The organism is Anaerocolumna chitinilytica, assembly GCF_014218355.1.
GTDB lineage: Bacteria > Bacillota > Clostridia > Lachnospirales > Lachnospiraceae > Anaerocolumna > Anaerocolumna chitinilytica.
The window spans coordinates 4,583,665-4,601,286 of record NZ_AP023368.1 but is presented as its reverse complement, the minus strand read 5'-3'; the positions used below and the strand labels follow the sequence as shown (position 1 = coordinate 4,601,286).

Annotated in this window: 15 protein-coding genes and 1 riboswitch; of the genes, 11 read left to right on the top strand and 4 right to left on the bottom strand. The window is 40.4% G+C overall.

What is annotated here, in order from left to right; translation table 11 throughout:
- Positions 1-2: 2 nt before the first annotated feature.
- The 4 genes from bsdcttw_RS20070 to bsdcttw_RS20055 all read right to left on the bottom strand — a co-directional run bounded on the left by bsdcttw_RS20070 (position 3) and on the right by bsdcttw_RS20055 (position 5,310).
- Positions 3-878, bottom strand: coding sequence for a carbohydrate ABC transporter permease (locus bsdcttw_RS20070; RefSeq protein WP_185256577.1), 876 nt, complete (start codon positions 876-878; stop codon positions 3-5).
- A complete protein-coding gene (locus tag bsdcttw_RS20065; RefSeq protein ID WP_185256576.1) occupies positions 878-3,094 on the bottom strand; it encodes an ABC transporter substrate-binding protein in 2,217 nt (738 codons plus the stop codon). The genes bsdcttw_RS20070 and bsdcttw_RS20065 overlap by 1 nt, the downstream gene beginning before the upstream one ends.
- Before the next feature lie 244 nt (positions 3,095-3,338).
- Positions 3,339-4,634, bottom strand: a complete 1,296-nt coding sequence (locus tag bsdcttw_RS20060) for a sensor histidine kinase (protein ID WP_207726438.1) — start codon at positions 4,632-4,634, stop codon at positions 3,339-3,341.
- The gene (locus bsdcttw_RS20055) at positions 4,627-5,310 is read right to left on the bottom strand and encodes a response regulator transcription factor (RefSeq protein WP_185256574.1); all 684 of its coding nucleotides are present in this window, start codon (positions 5,308-5,310) and stop codon (positions 4,627-4,629) included. Before bsdcttw_RS20055 ends, bsdcttw_RS20060 begins: the two co-directional genes overlap by 8 nt.
- Positions 5,311-5,551: 241 nt before the next feature.
- On the opposite strand from bsdcttw_RS20055, the gene bsdcttw_RS20050 reads away from it, so the two are divergent.
- From bsdcttw_RS20050 to bsdcttw_RS20000, 11 genes are all read left to right on the top strand, one after another.
- Positions 5,552-7,279, top strand: a complete 1,728-nt coding sequence (locus bsdcttw_RS20050) for a phospho-sugar mutase (protein WP_185256573.1) — start codon at positions 5,552-5,554, stop codon at positions 7,277-7,279.
- 114 nt (positions 7,280-7,393) lie between these two features.
- Complete coding sequence (locus bsdcttw_RS20045; protein ID WP_185256572.1) at positions 7,394-7,795, top strand: NUDIX hydrolase; 402 nt, start codon at positions 7,394-7,396, stop codon at positions 7,793-7,795.
- A gap of 155 nt (positions 7,796-7,950) precedes the next feature.
- Positions 7,951-8,033: riboswitch (cyclic di-GMP riboswitch) on the top strand.
- An 88-nt stretch (positions 8,034-8,121) separates the two neighbouring features.
- Positions 8,122-8,451, top strand: a complete 330-nt coding sequence (locus bsdcttw_RS20040) for a hypothetical protein (protein WP_185256571.1) — start codon at positions 8,122-8,124, stop codon at positions 8,449-8,451.
- A gap of 26 nt (positions 8,452-8,477) precedes the next feature.
- On the top strand, positions 8,478-9,467 hold the full coding sequence (locus tag bsdcttw_RS20035) for a 3-oxoacyl-[acyl-carrier-protein] synthase III C-terminal domain-containing protein (RefSeq protein WP_185256570.1): 990 nt from the start codon (positions 8,478-8,480) through the stop codon (positions 9,465-9,467).
- A gap of 180 nt (positions 9,468-9,647) precedes the next feature.
- A complete protein-coding gene (locus tag bsdcttw_RS20030) occupies positions 9,648-11,306 on the top strand; it encodes an AMP-binding protein (RefSeq protein ID WP_185256569.1) in 1,659 nt (552 codons plus the stop codon).
- A 252-nt stretch (positions 11,307-11,558) separates the two neighbouring features.
- On the top strand, positions 11,559-12,218 hold the full coding sequence (locus tag bsdcttw_RS20025; RefSeq protein ID WP_185256568.1) for an amino acid ABC transporter permease: 660 nt from the start codon (positions 11,559-11,561) through the stop codon (positions 12,216-12,218).
- Entirely contained in the window at positions 12,199-12,879 is a 681-nt protein-coding gene (locus tag bsdcttw_RS20020; RefSeq protein ID WP_185256567.1) for an amino acid ABC transporter permease, read from the top strand. Before bsdcttw_RS20025 ends, bsdcttw_RS20020 begins: the two co-directional genes overlap by 20 nt.
- A 63-nt stretch (positions 12,880-12,942) precedes the next feature.
- On the top strand, positions 12,943-13,713 hold the full coding sequence (locus bsdcttw_RS20015; protein WP_330602272.1) for an amino acid ABC transporter ATP-binding protein: 771 nt from the start codon (positions 12,943-12,945) through the stop codon (positions 13,711-13,713).
- An 88-nt stretch (positions 13,714-13,801) separates the two neighbouring features.
- Positions 13,802-14,671 (top strand): cysteine ABC transporter substrate-binding protein, encoded by an 870-nt coding sequence (locus bsdcttw_RS20010; RefSeq protein ID WP_185256566.1) that lies wholly within the window; start codon positions 13,802-13,804, stop codon positions 14,669-14,671.
- A 252-nt stretch (positions 14,672-14,923) separates the two neighbouring features.
- Entirely contained in the window at positions 14,924-16,342 is a 1,419-nt protein-coding gene (locus tag bsdcttw_RS20005) for a family 43 glycosylhydrolase (protein ID WP_185256565.1), read from the top strand.
- A 138-nt stretch (positions 16,343-16,480) separates the two neighbouring features.
- On the top strand, positions 16,481-17,524 hold the full coding sequence (locus bsdcttw_RS20000; RefSeq protein ID WP_185256564.1) for a LacI family DNA-binding transcriptional regulator: 1,044 nt from the start codon (positions 16,481-16,483) through the stop codon (positions 17,522-17,524).
- Positions 17,525-17,622 lie beyond the last annotated feature (98 nt).

Sequence of the window (17,622 nt, the reverse complement as noted above, 5' to 3'; positions counted from 1 at the left end):
ATTCATTCAGTATCCCGGTCAAATAGCTGTAATACGGACAACAGTCCGACAAAGAAAAGCACGTAGAGGACGGCAGCTGCGGACATTTTCTGTATATCCAGGGAAGTAAACCAGTTATTGAACAAATGCTGCAGGAGATATATGCTTTCATGGGGGTAGTTTCCCGATATCAGATAAGCCTCCCGGTATACTTTAAAGGAGTTGATAAAAGATAAAATACCAATCATGAAAAGGGAAGGGGTGAGAAGGGGAAAGGTGATATAACGGAATTTCTGCCAGGCTCCCGCACCGTCCGCATCTGCTGCTTCGTAAAGAGAAGGATTAATCCCATTTAGACCGGATAGCCATAATACCATATCATAACCGGTGTTTTTCCAGAGATAGCTGAACACCAGTACATAAAAGGCCTTATCGGTATTCATATAGTCACTGCCTGTTATACCAAAGTGCAGGAGCAGCACATTCAGCAAGCCCTTTTCATGGAACAGCAATTTCCAAATAAGTACCATAGAAGCCGCTGGTATCGCCAAGGGAATCATAAATGTGGTCTTAAAAAAACCGGCATACTTTTGCTGGGAGTACAAAAGCAGAGCCAGTATAAGAGAAAGGCTCAAAAGCAGAGGAATACAGAGCAGCTCAAACCTTGCAGTATTTTTAACAGCCAGCAAAAAAGCCTTATTGGCAAGTACGGTTCTATAATTGGATAAACCGGTGAAGCTCTGGCTCATCGCTTCGCAAAAAGACCTGCGAATGACGTCAGAAAAGGGAAGCAGTACAAAAACAGTAATCCCAAGCAGGCTTGGAAGCAGGAAAAGCCAGGCTTTTCTTGCTTCCTTTTGCTGCAGGAGGTGTTTTTTGCTGCTTTTTTTATCACCCATTACTCTGATAAATAGGTGGTGACTTTCGTTTTAACGGCAGATACTGCCTGACTTAAGTCAATATCACCTTTTAAGTAGGGAATTATTTGCTCTGTCAGCATATTGTCCAATTCTTCGTCTATATTAAGAGGTTTGTTAAGACTCTGTAACGTTTTATATAAACGGAGCCGGTCTGTTTTATCAGGCCAATTAGCAGCAATTTGATTACCCTCTTTATCGCCCATTGCCGCAGTGATATCTTTGTTTTCTTCCTCCGACCACTTATCAAGAGAAGCTTTATTAACAGGAAAACCTTCATAAAGATCGGCATCCTGAACTTCTTTGGAATACAGGAATTTAAGAAATGCCTTTGCAGCCTCCTGATGTTTGCCGGATTTATTTAATCCTGCTATGCCGGAGGGCATGTAAGCGCTGTTAAGAGAGCCGTAGTCCAGGGAAGTATCCTTTAAAAGGGCAAAGAGCATCATGGAACCGGTGATATCCATAATATTTGTCATACCAGTCTGGATTGTACCTTTTTTAACTCCAAAAAAGGTGTTACTGGAATCCCAGAAAAGTTGATTCTCATCGCTGTCTTTCAGAGTTTCCACCGAGCCGGTATTCTCTGCGATTTCCTTTAGATTTTTAAGAAAGGAAGTAAAATTATCTTCGGACAGCTGGTTAGCCGTTAAGAATTCCTCCCGATAAAGGGCAAGATAGTTACGTGTCAGCTGACGGTAGGTAAGGGGGCCTGTATAAGGAACACCGGAAGAAGCCTTTATATATTCCGAGATGTCCTTCATATGAGATAGATGAGTGATAGCATCCTTTTTGCCGTAAATAACCGGAACGGAAAAACGGAGGGGCATTTGATATATTTTTCCATCGACTTCATAACCTTTTACGATATTGGGAAGAATCTCTCCGCTCTCCGATAAGGGTTTAATGACATCGGAGATATCTGCTAACACTCCTTTTTCAATATAGGAATCCGCCGGCAATCCGTCCAGCAGGATGATGTCCGCTCCATTACCTGCCAAAAGCTCCGTATTAAGAGCTTTGATATAGTCTGATTTATTTCCGCCTTCATCTCCCATGGCAGCTACATAATTTATCTGCGTATCGGGATTTTCTCCCTGGTACAGGGAGATAGCCTGGCGCAGGGTTTTATTCTCCGTTAAGGAATATACGGTAAGCTGATTGGAAGGGACGGCAGGAACATTCTTATCATAGCTAAAGTGAAGAAGTTTATAGCTGCTTCCTGAATCGGAGAAAACTCCGTAATAGTCTTCCGGGGATTCGTCGCCCACATATAAGCCTTGGATATAGATACTGGGCATACTCATAGAAGTCAAAGCACCGTCCACGGTTTTTTCCCACATGGTTCCGTCCTTTATCATTCGCTGAATACCGCCGGAATCGCCTACCAGTAAGGTACCATCTTCTAAAAGAACATAAGCGGCACCATTATCGTTGTATGTATAATCATAGGTCTTTGTTTTATTCTTTGTTTGGGTATCGTAAAGGAAGATACCGGAACCGGATGCCTCTATTGCAATAATAGTATTGTCTTTTACTGTAAAGTTTTTCAAGGTGTCGGCAGATATATTATCCAGCTCTTTCCCATCTGGGGAAAATACCTGCAGCTTGTTGTTCTGCCACATGTCATGAATTACCAGATTGCCGTCTACCAGTACCTGAAGCTTATCAATACTGGGATAATAGGTTACTTTTTTGATTTTTTTAGACGGTTTTATAAGATAGGGAAGGTCAACCTTTTTAGAGCGGCTGCCATTTTCCTCTGACTTAATCAGAAAACTTTTACCGCCTGCATCGTAATCAGAAAAAGCGGCATAGTAATTGCCATCCTGACCCAGGCACATACAGGTGATGGTTGCCTTATCTGACCCGTTTTTATTTAACCATCCGGGCTCGCTATGACTCCAGGTTAAGTCATCTCCCAGAGTGTAGCAGCTATAGAGGAATTTGGTACTGTCATAGGTGTAAACTTCAAATTTTTTCTCCTTATTTCGTATAATATCCAGGATTCTTTCTGATTGCTTAAGTTCCGGTAAATCTATCTTTTTTTCAAGATATCTACCTTTTTCCTGAACAGAAGTATCCTTATCTGTTGCTATCTCATTGTCTGTACGGATATTATCTTTCTGACTGCATCCTAAAAGACTCGTTATAATGAGAGTCAGTATGAGAAAATAAGCCGCTGTTCTTTTTTTCATTCTTTTTACCTGTTGCTATAAGCTTCCTTTCTGACATTTTGAAGTGGTTGACGGATACATAAAGTATGTAAAATGCCTCACCACTTTTCAGGTAATAGAATAGCAGTCAAATCTCTAAAAAATCTCACGAAATTATAGATTATGATATAAGTGTCAAAAGGTCAGCCTTTCTCAAATTGCCTGTATACAGATTGAAACATTGCTTTTGACATTCATATCATAGATTATAAATTACACGGATAAATCAGGAATTATCAATAGGAATACTAAAATAAAAGGTAGCACCGCCGCCTAAGGTATCCCGAAGGCCAATAGTACCTTTATGAAGCTCTGCCAATTCTTTTGCTATACTAAGGCCAAGACCATAATGATTTTTATCTTTTCTTCCTTTATCCTCCCGGTAGAATCTTCTGAAAACATCTTTTTTTCTTTCATCCGCAATACCGGGACCGTGATCCTCGACTTCAATTACCAGCTGCTTCTTATAACAGCCTGCCTTAAGAAATATGGTATCATCAGCGACAGTATAGGCGGCTGCATTGTCGATTAATATTGCTAGAAGCTGCTTGATGCGTACACTGTCGCCTTTTACCCTGGGCAGTATATTCGCAGGCAGCATTAGTTTTAGCTCTTTACTCTTTTCTTTGCAGTAAGGATAATAGGTATCATAGAGTTCAATTAATAAGGTATCCATATCGATATATTCCATTTTGGCCTGCCACCGGTTGGTATCTGCGGAAGCGAGAAGAAGCATATCCTCGATAAGCAGTGCCATACGGCTGCACTCCCTGTCAATTCCCTCAAGGTAGCGGGAGGAAGAGGCTGGTTCGAGTTTAACGGCCGACGCATTGGCACGGATAACGGCTAAAGGAGACTTTAGTTCGTGGGAAGCGGCAGCAATGAATTCTGTCTGCTGCTGCCTGCTTTCTTCCACTGGTAATAGTGATTTTTCCACAATCCACCGGCTTACAAAGAAAAGTCCGGTAATACCAAGAAGGTCAATTGAAATTGCAAAAAGCAACTGTGCATAACGGCTTCTGGGATTACTGTTTAAATATTGTAAAAGGAGCAGGCTTCGAAAGCCGTTTCCGGAAGGAACAATAAATACCGCTCCAAGATAACGGTCTTTATGAAGTCCTTCTATCTGATAAGTCCTGCTTTGCAGTTCCTGTAAGGAGACAGGACGCACAAGTGTATTGATATTATCTAAAAGGGCAGCTTCTTTTAATCTCTGTAACAGAAGCTCACGTTTGGTAGGAGTGTTTGTTACACCCTGATATAACAAGGGAGTCCCGTTATCTTCAATATGTATCAGCAGCAGATTTTCCGTTTCCATCTGGGACAGCCACAAATGGCTGATTTCCTTATTAAGCTGCAGAGTTCTGGAAATTGCGGAAAAACTGGAAAGAAAGCTGTTCTCTTTCTCCTGGAGCAGTTGGTTATTGGAATTAAACATTACAATTACCAGTACAGAGGTCAGAATAAATCCGGTTGAGATTGTATATAGTAGAATGAACTTTCTCTTTAAGGCATTAAGCATGGCTGGAATACTCCAATCTATAACCGATGCCATGTACGGTCTTAATGCAGACATGGGTATCAAGAGCTTTTAACCGTCTTCGCAGGAAGCTGATGTAGTTATCAATGTTTCCATCTTCTACAAAAGTATTAAGACCCCATACGCGGTTAAGAATTTGTTCTCTGGTTACAATGTTTTCTTGATTCAGCATAAGGTATTCCAGGAATGCGCCTTCTCGTTTAGATAAAGAGATTTGCTTTTCACCTTTTGACACCATATAAATGCTGGTATCAAGAGAAATATCCTTATAGGATAAAAGAGGTGTGTTCTTCATGTTTCGGGGTCTTCGAAGCAAAGCTCTTATTCTAGCCAGAAACTCGTCCATAGCAAAGGGTTTTACCAGATAATCATCAGCACCACCGTCCAAGCCGTCTATACGGTCATTGATTCCATTCATTGCGGTGACCATAATAACCGGGGTAGTAATTCCCTGGTCTCTGATATCATTCAAGATGGATAAACCATCTTTTCCGGGCAGCATCCGGTCAAGAACTATAACATCCTGTGTGTGTTTTTCAATATAATAGACGGCATCTTCCCCATTACCACAGATATCCGTCTGATAACCTTCTTTTTTCAGGTGCAGGGTGATTGCTTCGCAAAGAGCGGTATCATCTTCAATCAATAAAACTCTCATAATAATTTCCCCTTTGTTCCAAATAATAATAGCATTATCTTAGCACAATAAAAGCGGAAATGAAATAAATTATGTTGTCCAAATAGTTCTTATAGAGTAAAATAGAAAGAGAGAAGTAAAGAAAGAAGTGTGAAAAGGAAAGAATAATATTCACACAGAATATTGTGGCTGGGAAATCCGGAATTACAAAGCTTAGTTAGAAAAAGGAAGGAGACGAATCCGTTTAGGATTTAGTGAGAATATGAACGATTACAAAAAAGAATATGAAAAATGGCTGACTGTACCCACATTGGATGCTGACTTAAAAAAAGAATTAGAAGAGATAGGAAATAAAGAAGAGGATATCAAGGATAGGTTTTACTGTGATTTATCCTTTGGTACTGCCGGGCTTAGAGGAATTCTTGGAGCAGGCACTAACCGAATGAACCGATATGTAGTAGGAAGAGCTACCAAGGCCCTGGGATTGGTAATTCAAAAACAGGGGAAGGAGTTTGCGGCAAAAGGTGTGGCAATTGCCCATGACTGCCGTATTATGTCCCCGGAATTTGCTAAGATGTGTGCATTGATTTTAAACAGCATGGGTATACCGGTTTATTTATTTGATTCTTTAAGGCCTACACCGGAATTATCCTATGCTGTCCGTTACTATCACTGCGCAGCCGGAATCAACATTACAGCCAGCCATAATCCTAAAATCTATAATGGTTATAAGGTATATTGGGAGGAAGGTTCTCAGATAAAATCAGATATTGCAAATCAAGTGTTGGAGGAAATTGGTAACCTTGACCTTTTTGAGGAGAATATATCTTTAAAAGAAGAGGAAGCAGTTGCCAAAGGACTTCTTCATATTGTAAATAAAGAGGTTGATGAAAGCTTCTATGAGAAGACCATGTCCATCTCTCTTAGAGACAGTGAAGTTGATAAGAATATCGGCATTGTATACACGCCTTTAAATGGTGCCGGAAATATTCCTGTTCGTACCGTATTAGAAAGAATGGGCTATACTAATGTTCATATCGTAAAGGAACAGGAAATGCCCGATGGAACCTTCCCTACCATAGCTTATCCCAATCCGGAAGACCATGCAGCTTTTGCTTTAAGTGAGGAACTGGCACTTAAGGTGGGTGCGGATGTGCTTATTGCTACCGACCCGGATTGTGACAGACTTGCTGTTGAAGTGGTACAGAATGGTAAAATCGAAGCTTTAAACGGCAATCAGGTAGGGGTTCTGATTATCAACTACCTGTTAACTTCTATGACAGAAAAGGGAACCCTTCCTAATAATGCAGCCATGGTAAAATCCATTGTAACCGGTGAGATGGGAAGTGCTATTGCAAAAGAGTACGGAGTTAAGATGTTTAATGTACTTACAGGCTTTAAGAACATCTGCGCACTTTCGAATGAATGGGATAATACCAAGGAATATACTTATATCTTTGGTTATGAAGAAAGTATCGGCTACAATGTCGGCAGTTACCTCAGAGACAAAGACGGAGTCGGTGCAACACTTATCTTAGCAGAAATGGCTGGGTACTATAAAAAACAAGGCAAGACTTTAATTGATGTCCTGAATGAGCTCTATGAGAAATACGGTTACTACCGTGAAGACACCATCTCCATCGTACTGGAAGGCATCGAAGGCCAGGAGAGAATTAAGCGGATGATGGTAGAATATCGTAAGAACAATGCAGGCTCAATTGGAAGTTCCAATCTAATCAAAGTTACAGATTATCTGACCTCGGAGTCTACGAACGTGCTGACCGGTGAGAAGAGTGCTGTTGAGATTGAAAAGACAGATGCGGTAGAGTTCGCTTTTGATGACGGCTGCTGGTATTCCTTGAGGCCCTCCGGAACCGAGCCTAAAATCAAGCTTTATATTTATACCAAAGCAGATACTGCTGAGAAAGCAGAGGATAAATTAACAGAAATCAAGACAAAGGTACTGGAAGTACTGCACAGTATCAAGTAATATAATAGATAGTCATTAATACTCATTGCCAGGTTTGTAAGTACAGGCGTACATGAATTCGCTTGTACTAGGAACTTGGCAATATTTTTAATATCAGAGAAAGAAGGAATAAGAATGCAAGGGTTTAATTGTATCTTGGTATATAGTGAAGATAGAAGTAAGATTCTTTTCTGTAAAAGAAGGAAAGAACCTTATTTAGGACTTTATAATCTTGTCGGCGGAAAAATCGAAAAGGAAGAAGACGGCCTTCATGCAGCCTACAGGGAATTATATGAAGAAACCGGTATTCAGGGCAGTGATATTACCCTCTATCATTTTATGGATTTTACTTATTATAAAGATAAATGTTGTGTGGAAGTCTATGGGGGATATCTTAAACATGCGGTAGAGTTAGCGGAAGAAACCAACCCTCTGGTTTGGCTGGACAGCAGTGAGAACTTTTTCGATTCCGGACGGTTTGCCGGAGAAGGGAATATAGGGCATATGGTAGAATATGTAAGAAAGTACGGACTGTAACATAGTTTTATAACGAATATTAATAAAATATATGTAAATATTATGAATTAATTTAGGAAATACTTGAAAAAATGTAAAATAAAACCTATAATAGTAGAGTATGGTAGAAAAGTAGAAAATGTCATACAATATATTATAAATGAAATGAAAAGACTGAATGAAAAAGGCAAACCTGCCGAAAGACAGGGACGCAAAGCTTCGGGCCTAAGACAGAAGTTATGGCAGCCGGGTTACCATGAAGGTATTAATCCATGGCTTTGCCATGGATTTTTTTATTTCACTGGGATAAGGGTCTTTTCATACACGGAAAGAGAAGGAGAGCGAGTATGGAGAAATTCAGTATTACCGTATCAGGAGATGTTTTAAAGATCGTTCTAGATGGGAAATTCGGAGATGAGGATATAGCAAGCTTTGGTGAGGCCTATGGACAGGCTGTAAGAAAAATCAACCCTTCCCAGGTAAGCCTGGAACTGGATGCCAGAAATATGGGAGTAATTACACCGGATAAACAGGAGAAGTTAAAAGGATTTTTTGTTCTGTATAAGCAGACAGGCTTTAAAAAAGTAGTTTTTCGTATGCAGGATAGTGCAATTCTTGCAATGCAGGTTAAAAGACTCGCCAAAGAAGCCGGTATTGAAGACTTTGATATAAAATAAAAAATACATCAGAGGGAGACGGTTATATGGTGCAGGTTAAAATAAGGGATATCGCGGTAAGTCATGGAAATAAGGTGGTGGATAATGAACCCTATCTGGAGCATTTTCGTAAGAGAGGTAAGGAGGTTGAGCATTTTTTAAGGGATGTTATCGGGAGAGAGAAGCGGTTTTTATTTGAAAATGAAAATGAAAATACTCTGACGATTTCTCTTCAGGCAGTTAACAAGCTTATGGAAAAGACTGGTCTTACAGGTGCTGATATGGACATGATTATCTTATCCAGCCAGCTTCCGGAATATACGGCACCGCCTACTTCCATCAAGATACATAACGCGATCGGAGGAAAGAATGAGTGCATCTGCTATGATGTCAATTCCAATTGCTGCGGTATGGCGCTGGCTTTTGAGCAGACTGCAAAATATATGGCTCTAACGCCTCATGTCTCGAAAGCCTTACTGATAGGCTGTGACTATATTAATATGATGATTAATGAAGAAGAAGAGAATCTATATGGACATTACGGTGATGCTGCCTGTGCTGTGATCTTGGAAAAGACAGCAGAAGATGCCGGTGTCCTGGATTCTGTATGTACAGTCAAATCAGAAGGGGTTGATGTGGCATTATTTCCCGGCTGCGGTTTTTCCAATATCTTTCGAACGGACAATAAGAAAGATATGTTAATCAAATTTGTTCCGCCTACAGAAGATGTTCCTGCTTCCGCAGGAGAAAGTATAAGTAAGCTTTTAACTCGAAACGGACTTAGCAAAGATGATATCCGTATGTTTTGTTTTTCTCAGTATGCACTTATAAACATTCGCAAGATAAGGGAGAATTTTGGTATAGATGAGGACCATAGCCTTTATATTGGGGATGAATATGGCTACACCGGAACCAGCAGTCCCTTTATTACCTTGTATGAAGCAATTGAACGGGGACAGGTTAAGCGGGGGGATTATATCGTAATATGGACGATTGGCTGCGGCTCTCAGAATATTGGGCTGCTATGTAAATACTAACAGATACATAGAAGGGGGAGAATGAGTGAAAGAAAAATCTTTCACTCCCCTTGATTTTAAGCATGCTTGGCACCTACAGGGTACTAATGGACACTTTAGCTGGGAGTTAATTAAGAACTTCGGCATAGTGATAATAGTATCCCTTGAGGGTGATAATAGGCACGCAGAAGGGAGCTAAATATGTTCAGTACAATGACTTTATCAGAGATAATGGACGAAACATGCTTAAGATATGGGGACAGAGAGGCATTGGTATTTCCGAAAAGACAGGAAACATTTACTTTTCTTCAAATTATGGAGGAGAGCAAAGCCTTAGCCAAGGGTTTGCTTACCTTAGGTGTTAAGAAAGGGGATCATCTTGCAATTCTTGCCCTTAATTCCCCGGAGTGGGTTATCCTTGAATTAGCAGCAGCCAGAATAGGCGCTGTTCTGGTATGCATCAATACAGCCAGTACAAAAAGTGAACTATCCTATGTGTTAAAGCAGTCGGAGAGTTCACTTTTATTTCTTATGGAAGGTTTTAAAGGAGTTAGCTTTCTTGATAACCTGACACAGCTTATCCCTGAGCTTTTATCCTGTGAGCGGGGAAAGCTTAGGAGTGAGGAATTCCCAGACTTAAGAACAGTAGTTACCTTAGATGATTCGAAGTTAAAAGGTGCGTATAATATCAGAGAACTAAAGAGCTTTGGGGCAGCAGTTGGCAGTACACTTTTAACGGAAGCCGGGAAGAAACTTACAGCAGAAGATCCCTTGAATATCTTTTATACCTCCGGCACTACTGGCAATCCCAAAGGTGTTGTACTTAGCCATTTTGCAAATGTAAATAATGCCCTGGTCTCAGGAGAACGGATGGAGTATGATGAGGATGACAGAATATTGCTCTGCCTGCCTTTGTTTCATGTCATCGGTTTTGTACTTAGTACCTTCGCCGGTCTTTTGTACGGAGCCTCCATCGTAATTGCAGAGAGGTTCGAAACAAAAAAGGCGTTGTCCCTTATTGAGGAGGAGAGCTGTACCGTATTTAACGGCGTGCCCTCTATGTTTCAGTTTATGTTAAATAGTGACTTGGATGAGTATAATCTATCCAGTCTCTCCAAAGGTTTTATTGCAGGTGCTTGCTGCAGCAATGAATTAATGTATAGAATAATGGGAGACCTTGGGATTGAGACTATAGCAAATCTCTACGGGCAGACGGAAGCTATTGGAATTACTCAGATTGCTTCTTTTGATGACAGGATTCATCGAATACACAGCATAGGGAGACCTCTGCCCGGGGTAGAAATCAAGGTGATAGATATAGCAACCGGTGAAGAAGCTGCCCTTGGAGAAAAAGGAGAGCTTCTTGTGAAATCGGCTTATATCATGAAGGGTTACTATCGTAATCAGGAGGCTACAGACAGTGCCCTTGATACAGAGGGCTGGCTCCATACAGGGGACTTGGTAAGTGTCAATGAGGAAGGCTTTATACATATTGAAGGACGAATCAAAGATATAATAATCCGCGGAGGGGAGAATATCTCTCCGGCGGAGATTGAAAATGTACTGAAACACCATGATGGAGTCTTTGATGCAGCTGTAATTGCAGTTCCGGATGAGCTGTTAGGAGAAGAAATCTGTGCCTTTATCATTCCTACTAAAGGGTATCTGTTCAATGCAGAGGAAATCCGGGAATTTGCTGCAAAGCATCTTGCAAAGTTTAAGGTACCAAAATATATAAAGACCGTGAAGGAATTCCCGGTTACTTCAAGCGGAAAAGTAAAGAAAGCAGTTCTAAGGGAACAGGTGAAAAATGAATTTATGCCGGTTTCCCATAGAGAGACTGTTATAATGAAACTATGAGAGATAAGTGCATCAAAAGTTCGGCCTTTCTCAACTATGTATAAATACAAATAATAAAGTACCTTGGGGGATTAATACTTTTCTAAGTGTTTCCCCAAGGTATTTTTTTGTTTTTGAAACAAAAATAAAAAAGCATTGACAAATAGATAATCATTTTATAAAATAATGTCATCGTTAATTCATATAATTCATATAATATTAATAGGAATTAGAAAATGTTAACATCCCACAAATGGAAGAAAGGTTTAGACCATGAACATAGATGTGCTGAAAGAATATGCCCCCATGTACCTGACAGCAGCAGGACTTACCGTAAGGATAGCTTTGATAGGAATAGCTGGTTCTATCCTTTTAGGATTGATATGCAGCCTTATAAGGTACTTAAAGATACCGGTGCTAAAACAGATAACCGGGATTTATATTGAACTTTCCAGAAATACTCCATTGCTCATACAGTTATTTTTCTTATATTTCGGATTACCAAAGGCGGGTATCTTACTTAGTTCAGAGACCTGTGCCATTACAGGCCTTATTTTTTTGGGAGGAAGCTATATGGCGGAAGCTTTTCGCAGCGGTTTGGAAGCTGTGCCTGCTATACAGATGGAATCCGCTTTAAGCTTAGGTCTTACAAAAGGTCAGGTTATCGGATATATACTGCTGCCTCAGGCAATATCGGTATCTATACCGGCTTTTACAGCTAATATTATTTTCTTGATAAAAGAAACCTCAGTATTTAGTGCTGTTGCCCTGGCGGATTTAATGTATACGGCTAAGTCTCTCATCGGAATGTCCTATAATACGGATGAAGCGCTCTTTATGCTGGTATTATCTTATCTTGGTATACTGCTTCCGATTTCCGTAATATTTACCATGATAGAAAGGAAGTTAAGATATGCAGGATTTGGGAATTAAAGTATTATTCGAGGGAAGAAACCTCATAAGGCTCTTAGAAGGATTATGGGTTACTGTTGAGATTTCACTTTTGTCAGTTATTATTTCTATGTTTCTGGGGATTTTTCTCGGGATGATAATGACCTTAAAAAACCCCGCCGTGAAAGCCATAACGCGGTTGTATCTGGAGTTTGTCCGCATAATGCCCCAGCTGGTACTTCTATTTTTGGTTTATTTTGGTTTAACAAGAGCCTTTCATATCAATCTCTCTGGTGAAGTATCGGCAGTCCTTGTCTTCTCCCTATGGGGAACGGCAGAGATGGGGGATTTGGTGAGAAGCGCACTTATATCCATACCGGTACATCAATATGAAAGCGGAAGAGCTTTAGGATTAACCCAAAGGCAGATATACCGGCACATTATCATTCCGCAGACAATTAGAAGACTGGTTCCCCTGGCTATTAACCTGGCTACCAGAATGATAAAAACAACCTCACTGATTGCATTGATCGGAGTAGTGGAGGTGGTAAAGGTAGGACAGCAGATCATTGAAGCTTCCAGATTAACCGTTCCTACAGCAGCCCTTTGGATATATGGAGTGATTTTTTTCTTGTATTTTCTTATCTGTTATCCGGTATCAAAGCTTGCCGCCAGGTTGGAGCGAACCTGGAATACAGTATAGAAAAAAGTATTGTTATTACACCTGCAGTCAGAGACAGGAGACAGAAAGGGTAAGGTTACTCGTATGAGTGTAGAAGAAATTTTGACCATAAATCATGTAAAGAAAAGCTATGATACCTTGGAAGTGTTAAAAGATATCTCACTGACGGTAAGAAAAGGTGAAGTCGTTGTTGTAGTGGGGCCCTCCGGCTGCGGTAAGAGTACCCTGCTGCGATGTATCAATGGACTTGAATCCATACAACAGGGAGAGATTTCTCTTAGAGGAGAGGTTATAAGCGGAAGAAGCAAGGAGATGCACCTGGTAAGGCAAAAGATAGGAATGGTTTTTCAGAGTTATGAACTATTTCCTCATATGAACATTCTGGATAACATTACCCTTGGACCGATAAAGGCACAGCATAGAAGCAGGGCGGAGGCAGAAGAAGAGGCAAAAAAACTCTTGGAAAGAGTAGGGCTTCTGGAGAAAAAAGATGCCTACCCAAGGCAGCTCTCCGGAGGGCAAAAACAAAGAGTTGCTATTGTAAGAGCTCTTTGCATGCATCCCGAAGTAATGCTCTTTGATGAAGTTACCGCTGCATTAGACCCTGAGATGGTAAGAGAAGTTTTAGATGTTATGTTAGAGCTTGCCAGGGAAGGAAGCACCATGATTATTGTTACCCATGAAATGCAGTTTGCCAGAGCGATTGCGGATAGGGTTCTGTTTTTGGATAAAGGTGAGGTAGTAGAAGAGAGCACACCGGAAGAATTCTTCGTAAATCCCAGGACAGAAAGAGCACAAAAGTTTTTAAATGTATTTGAATTTGACACTGTAAAAGGTGCCAGAGATAGAGAGTAGGGTATATAAACAATATTATCCTGCACCAACACCATCCAATGAAGTTTAATTTTAGTACCGCGAAAAGCGGCAGAAGGAGAGAAATTTTATGAGAAAAATAGCATCGTTAGTACTTTTACTTGTTTTGATGACAACGTTACTGGCAGGCTGCAGTAGCAAGACAGATAATAAGGAGACAGGAGCATCTGCTTCTTCCACCACAGGTACTGCCAGAACCTTAGATGAAATTAAGAAAAGCGGAAAGATTGTAATTGGCGTATTCAGTGATAAGAAGCCTTTCGGATATGTGGATGAGAATGGAATATATCAGGGTTATGATGTATATTTTGGTAACCGTATTGCGAAAGATTTAGGCGTTGATGTGGAATATGTGTCTGTTGAAGCCGCAAGCCGTGTAGAGTACCTGGTAACAGCCAAAGTTGATATTATCCTTGCCAATTTTACCGTAACTCCTGACCGTGCTGAAAAAGTAGACTTTGCCCTGCCTTATATGAAGGTCGCTCTTGGTGTGGTATCACCTGATAGTGCACTGATAACATCAGCTGACCAGTTAAAGGGCAAAACACTTATTGTAAATAAGGGAACGACTGCAGAAACTTACTTTACAGAGAATTATCCCGATGTAAAATTATTAAAATTTGACCAGTACAGCGAAGCCTACAGTGCCTTGCTTGACGGCAGAGGAGATGCTTTCTCTACCGATAATACAGAAGTTCTTGCCTGGGCTATTGAAAACAAAGGTTATACAGTTGGTATCGAATCTCTCGGAAACCTGGATACCATAGCACCGGCTGTTCAAAAAGGAAATACAGAATTATTAAATTGGATTAATGATGAAATAAAAACTCTTGGTAAAGAGAATTTCTTCCACAAGGATTATGACGAGACTCTGGCAACAGTATACGGAGATGCTGCAAACCCGGATAACCTGGTAGTTGAAGGCGGAGAAGTAAAATAAGAGATAAAATATAGAAAAAGAGATTAAACTGACTCCCATAGTTAGAATTTTTGCCTGACTTATGGGAGTCAGTTTAATATTCTCCTTCTTACATTTAGATTGTTCAAAGAGTATGCAGACAGTAAAATAATATTAGTGAATGATTTAATAATGCTGGAATTATAAAAAGAATAATAATATAATGCAAATAGAATCAAGCATCCTGTGCATACTCAAAAGCCTGTATATCTTAGTGGAAAGAAGGAGAATATTATGAAGTTTCAGGGTTTCAATCCTTATCTCCCGTCCTGGGAATATATACCCGACGGTGAGCCTTATGTATGGGGAGACAGAGTTTACGTCTATGGCTCCCATGATCGTTTTAACGGCTATGCCTATTGTTTGAATGATTATGTAACCTGGTCTGCACCGGTAGATGATTTAAGTGACTGGCGGTACGAAGGTGTGATTCTTGAATCCACATCCGTACAGGATAATGCGGATCGTGACAGCTGTTTATATGCACCGGATGTTGCGATGGGACCGGACGGCAGGTATTATCTATACTATGTTGACAGTAAGCGCTCTATTGTATCAGTTGCAGTCTGTGATACACCTGCCGGGAAGTTTGAATTCTACGGATATGTACATTATGCGGATGGTACTGTACTGGGAGAAAGGGAAGGTGACGAACCACAGTTTGACCCGGGCGTTTTAAGAGAAGGGGACAGAACATATCTGTATACAGGGTTTTGTGCAGTTGGTGACAGATCCAGATCCGGTGCTATGGCAACAGTCTTGGGGGCAGATATGCTGACGATACTGGAAGAACCTGTAATTATTGCACCAAGTGAGCCTTACAGTAAGGGCAGTGGTTATGAAGGTCACGAGTTTTTTGAGGCGCCTTCTATCAGAAAGCGCGGAGATACCTATTATTTTATCTATTCCTCTGTCGTGATGCACGAGCTGTGCTATGCGGTCAGTAAAAATCCTACCGGAGGATTTAGATACGGCGGAGTAATCATAAGCAATAATGATTTACACATTGATACTTATAAACCAGCGGGAAAGCCTATGTTTTATGGTGGTAACAACCATGGCAGTATTATAGAAATTGAGGGAACCTGGTACATATTCTATCACCGCCATACCAATGGAACTAATTTTAGCAGACAAGGCTGCATGGAAGTTATCCGGTTCCTGGAGGATGGCTCCATACCACAGGTAGAAATGACATCCTGCGGCCCCAATAAGGGACCTTTACGGGGAGAAGGTGAATATCCGGCTTATTTGGCATGCAACCTGTTCTGCGAGGAGGAATCCATTTATACGGATTGTACATCAGCCTGGATGGGAGGGCAGTTCCCTAAAATAACTCAGGATGGCAAAGACGGGGACGAGGAAATCGGTTATATTGCAAATATGAAAGCATCCGCCACAGCAGGTTTTAAATATTTTAACTGCACAGGTATTAAAAAGGTGAAAATAAAAGTACGTGGTTATTGCAAAGGTGAATTCCAGATAAAAACCAGTTGGGACGGTATATCCCTTGGTGAAATTCCGGTAGTATATTCAAATGTCTGGAAGGAATATGAAGCGGATATAGCTGTACCGGACGGGGTACAAGCTTTCTATCTTACATACACCGGGCATGGTAGTGCACAGCTTGCATCCTTTACTCTAGTGAAATAGAAATTAACTTTTTCTTTTCCCTATAAATGATTTTATAAAATATATTGCCAAAACTGATTTTATGAGCAATAATTGTATGTAAAACGTTTTATATTGCATAAAGTATTAAATTGTAAAATGCAATAGAAAGGAAAAGGCTTGATTACGGTAAAAGAAATAGCCCAATTATGCGGGGTTTCTATCACAACGGTATCCAACATATTGAACAATAAACCTAAGGTTAGTGAAGAAACAAGGCAAAAGGTACTGGAAGTTGTTAAACAGACTGGTTATAAACCCAACTACTTTGCACAGGGCATGAGAAAGCAAAAGACCAGGACGATTGGAATAGTGGTGGAGGATTTAAACATATTCAGTACCCCTCCTATCGTAGAGGCAATTATGGCCTATTGTGAGGAGCATAATTTTCGGACAGTGCTTTTGAATATGCGCTTGTATGACAAATGGCAGGACACCTGGTATGATGATACCCAGAAACTCCATTCTGTGCTGGAACCTTCTATACAGGAACTGCTGTCCATAAAAGTGGATGGTATCATGTATATTGCCGGTCACTGCAGAATTGTTGATTGTTTCCCGGATGATTTTGATATACCTGCCGTGGTCGTTTATGCCCTTTCAAAAAATTCTTTGTATCCGTCCGTTGTTATAGATGATGAAAAGGGCGGCTACGATATGACAAAATATCTTATTTCCATGGGACACAAGAAAATAGGAGTCATAGCAGGAACAATTGATAATCTACATACAAGAAATAGAAATCTGGGATATCAAAAGGCTTTGTTTGAGGAAGGTATATTGTTCAATCCGGATTATTTAAGGTATGGAGATTGGATGAGGGAATCCGGATACCGGGAGATGAGAAGTCTTGTAAAGCAGGGAGTGACTGCGGTTTTTTGTATGAATGATATCATGGCTTCAGGGGCATATGATTACCTCTATGAACAGGGTATTAACATCGGACAGGACATATCCCTTGCCGGTTTTGATAACAATGAGTTATCCCAGTATATAAGGCCAAATCTTACAACCTGTGATATTCAGCTTAAGGAAATTGGTTTAAAATCAGCTGAAATTCTGGTGGATACCTTGGAAAAAGAAGAGGCAGACGGAAGCTATGAAGAGATTTATAGGATACCTTGTCAGCTGGTCGTACGTAATTCTATAAGAAAAATTGAATAAGGTTAATGTTTATTCTATAACAGAAAGGCTCTTTGGCAGAAACAACAGTTGTATACTGTTCCCTGTCAAAGAGCTTTTTTATTATGAACAAAACAAGA

Excerpts from the sequence above, each read along its gene's own strand:
- bsdcttw_RS20020 (WP_185256567.1), top strand. The coding sequence starts at position 12,199 with ATGCAGGATTTGGGAATTAAAGTATTATTCGAGGGAAGAAACCTCATA.
- bsdcttw_RS20030 (WP_185256569.1), top strand. The coding sequence starts at position 9,648 with ATGTTCAGTACAATGACTTTATCAGAGATAATGGACGAAACATGCTTA.
- bsdcttw_RS20065 (WP_185256576.1), bottom strand. The coding sequence starts at position 3,094 with ATGAAAAAAAGAACAGCGGCTTATTTTCTCATACTGACTCTCATTATA.
- bsdcttw_RS20050 (WP_185256573.1), top strand. The coding sequence starts at position 5,552 with ATGAACGATTACAAAAAAGAATATGAAAAATGGCTGACTGTACCCACA.
- bsdcttw_RS20005 (WP_185256565.1), top strand. The coding sequence starts at position 14,924 with ATGAAGTTTCAGGGTTTCAATCCTTATCTCCCGTCCTGGGAATATATA.
- bsdcttw_RS20045 (WP_185256572.1), top strand. The coding sequence starts at position 7,394 with ATGCAAGGGTTTAATTGTATCTTGGTATATAGTGAAGATAGAAGTAAG.
- bsdcttw_RS20010 (WP_185256566.1), top strand. The coding sequence starts at position 13,802 with ATGAGAAAAATAGCATCGTTAGTACTTTTACTTGTTTTGATGACAACG.
- bsdcttw_RS20070 (WP_185256577.1), bottom strand. The coding sequence starts at position 878 with ATGGGTGATAAAAAAAGCAGCAAAAAACACCTCCTGCAGCAAAAGGAA.
- bsdcttw_RS20025 (WP_185256568.1), top strand. The coding sequence starts at position 11,559 with ATGAACATAGATGTGCTGAAAGAATATGCCCCCATGTACCTGACAGCA.
- bsdcttw_RS20060 (WP_207726438.1), bottom strand. The coding sequence starts at position 4,634 with ATGCTTAATGCCTTAAAGAGAAAGTTCATTCTACTATATACAATCTCA.
- bsdcttw_RS20040 (WP_185256571.1), top strand. The coding sequence starts at position 8,122 with ATGGAGAAATTCAGTATTACCGTATCAGGAGATGTTTTAAAGATCGTT.
- bsdcttw_RS20015 (WP_330602272.1), top strand. The coding sequence starts at position 12,943 with ATGAGTGTAGAAGAAATTTTGACCATAAATCATGTAAAGAAAAGCTAT.
- bsdcttw_RS20055 (WP_185256574.1), bottom strand. The coding sequence starts at position 5,310 with ATGAGAGTTTTATTGATTGAAGATGATACCGCTCTTTGCGAAGCAATC.
- bsdcttw_RS20035 (WP_185256570.1), top strand. The coding sequence starts at position 8,478 with ATGGTGCAGGTTAAAATAAGGGATATCGCGGTAAGTCATGGAAATAAG.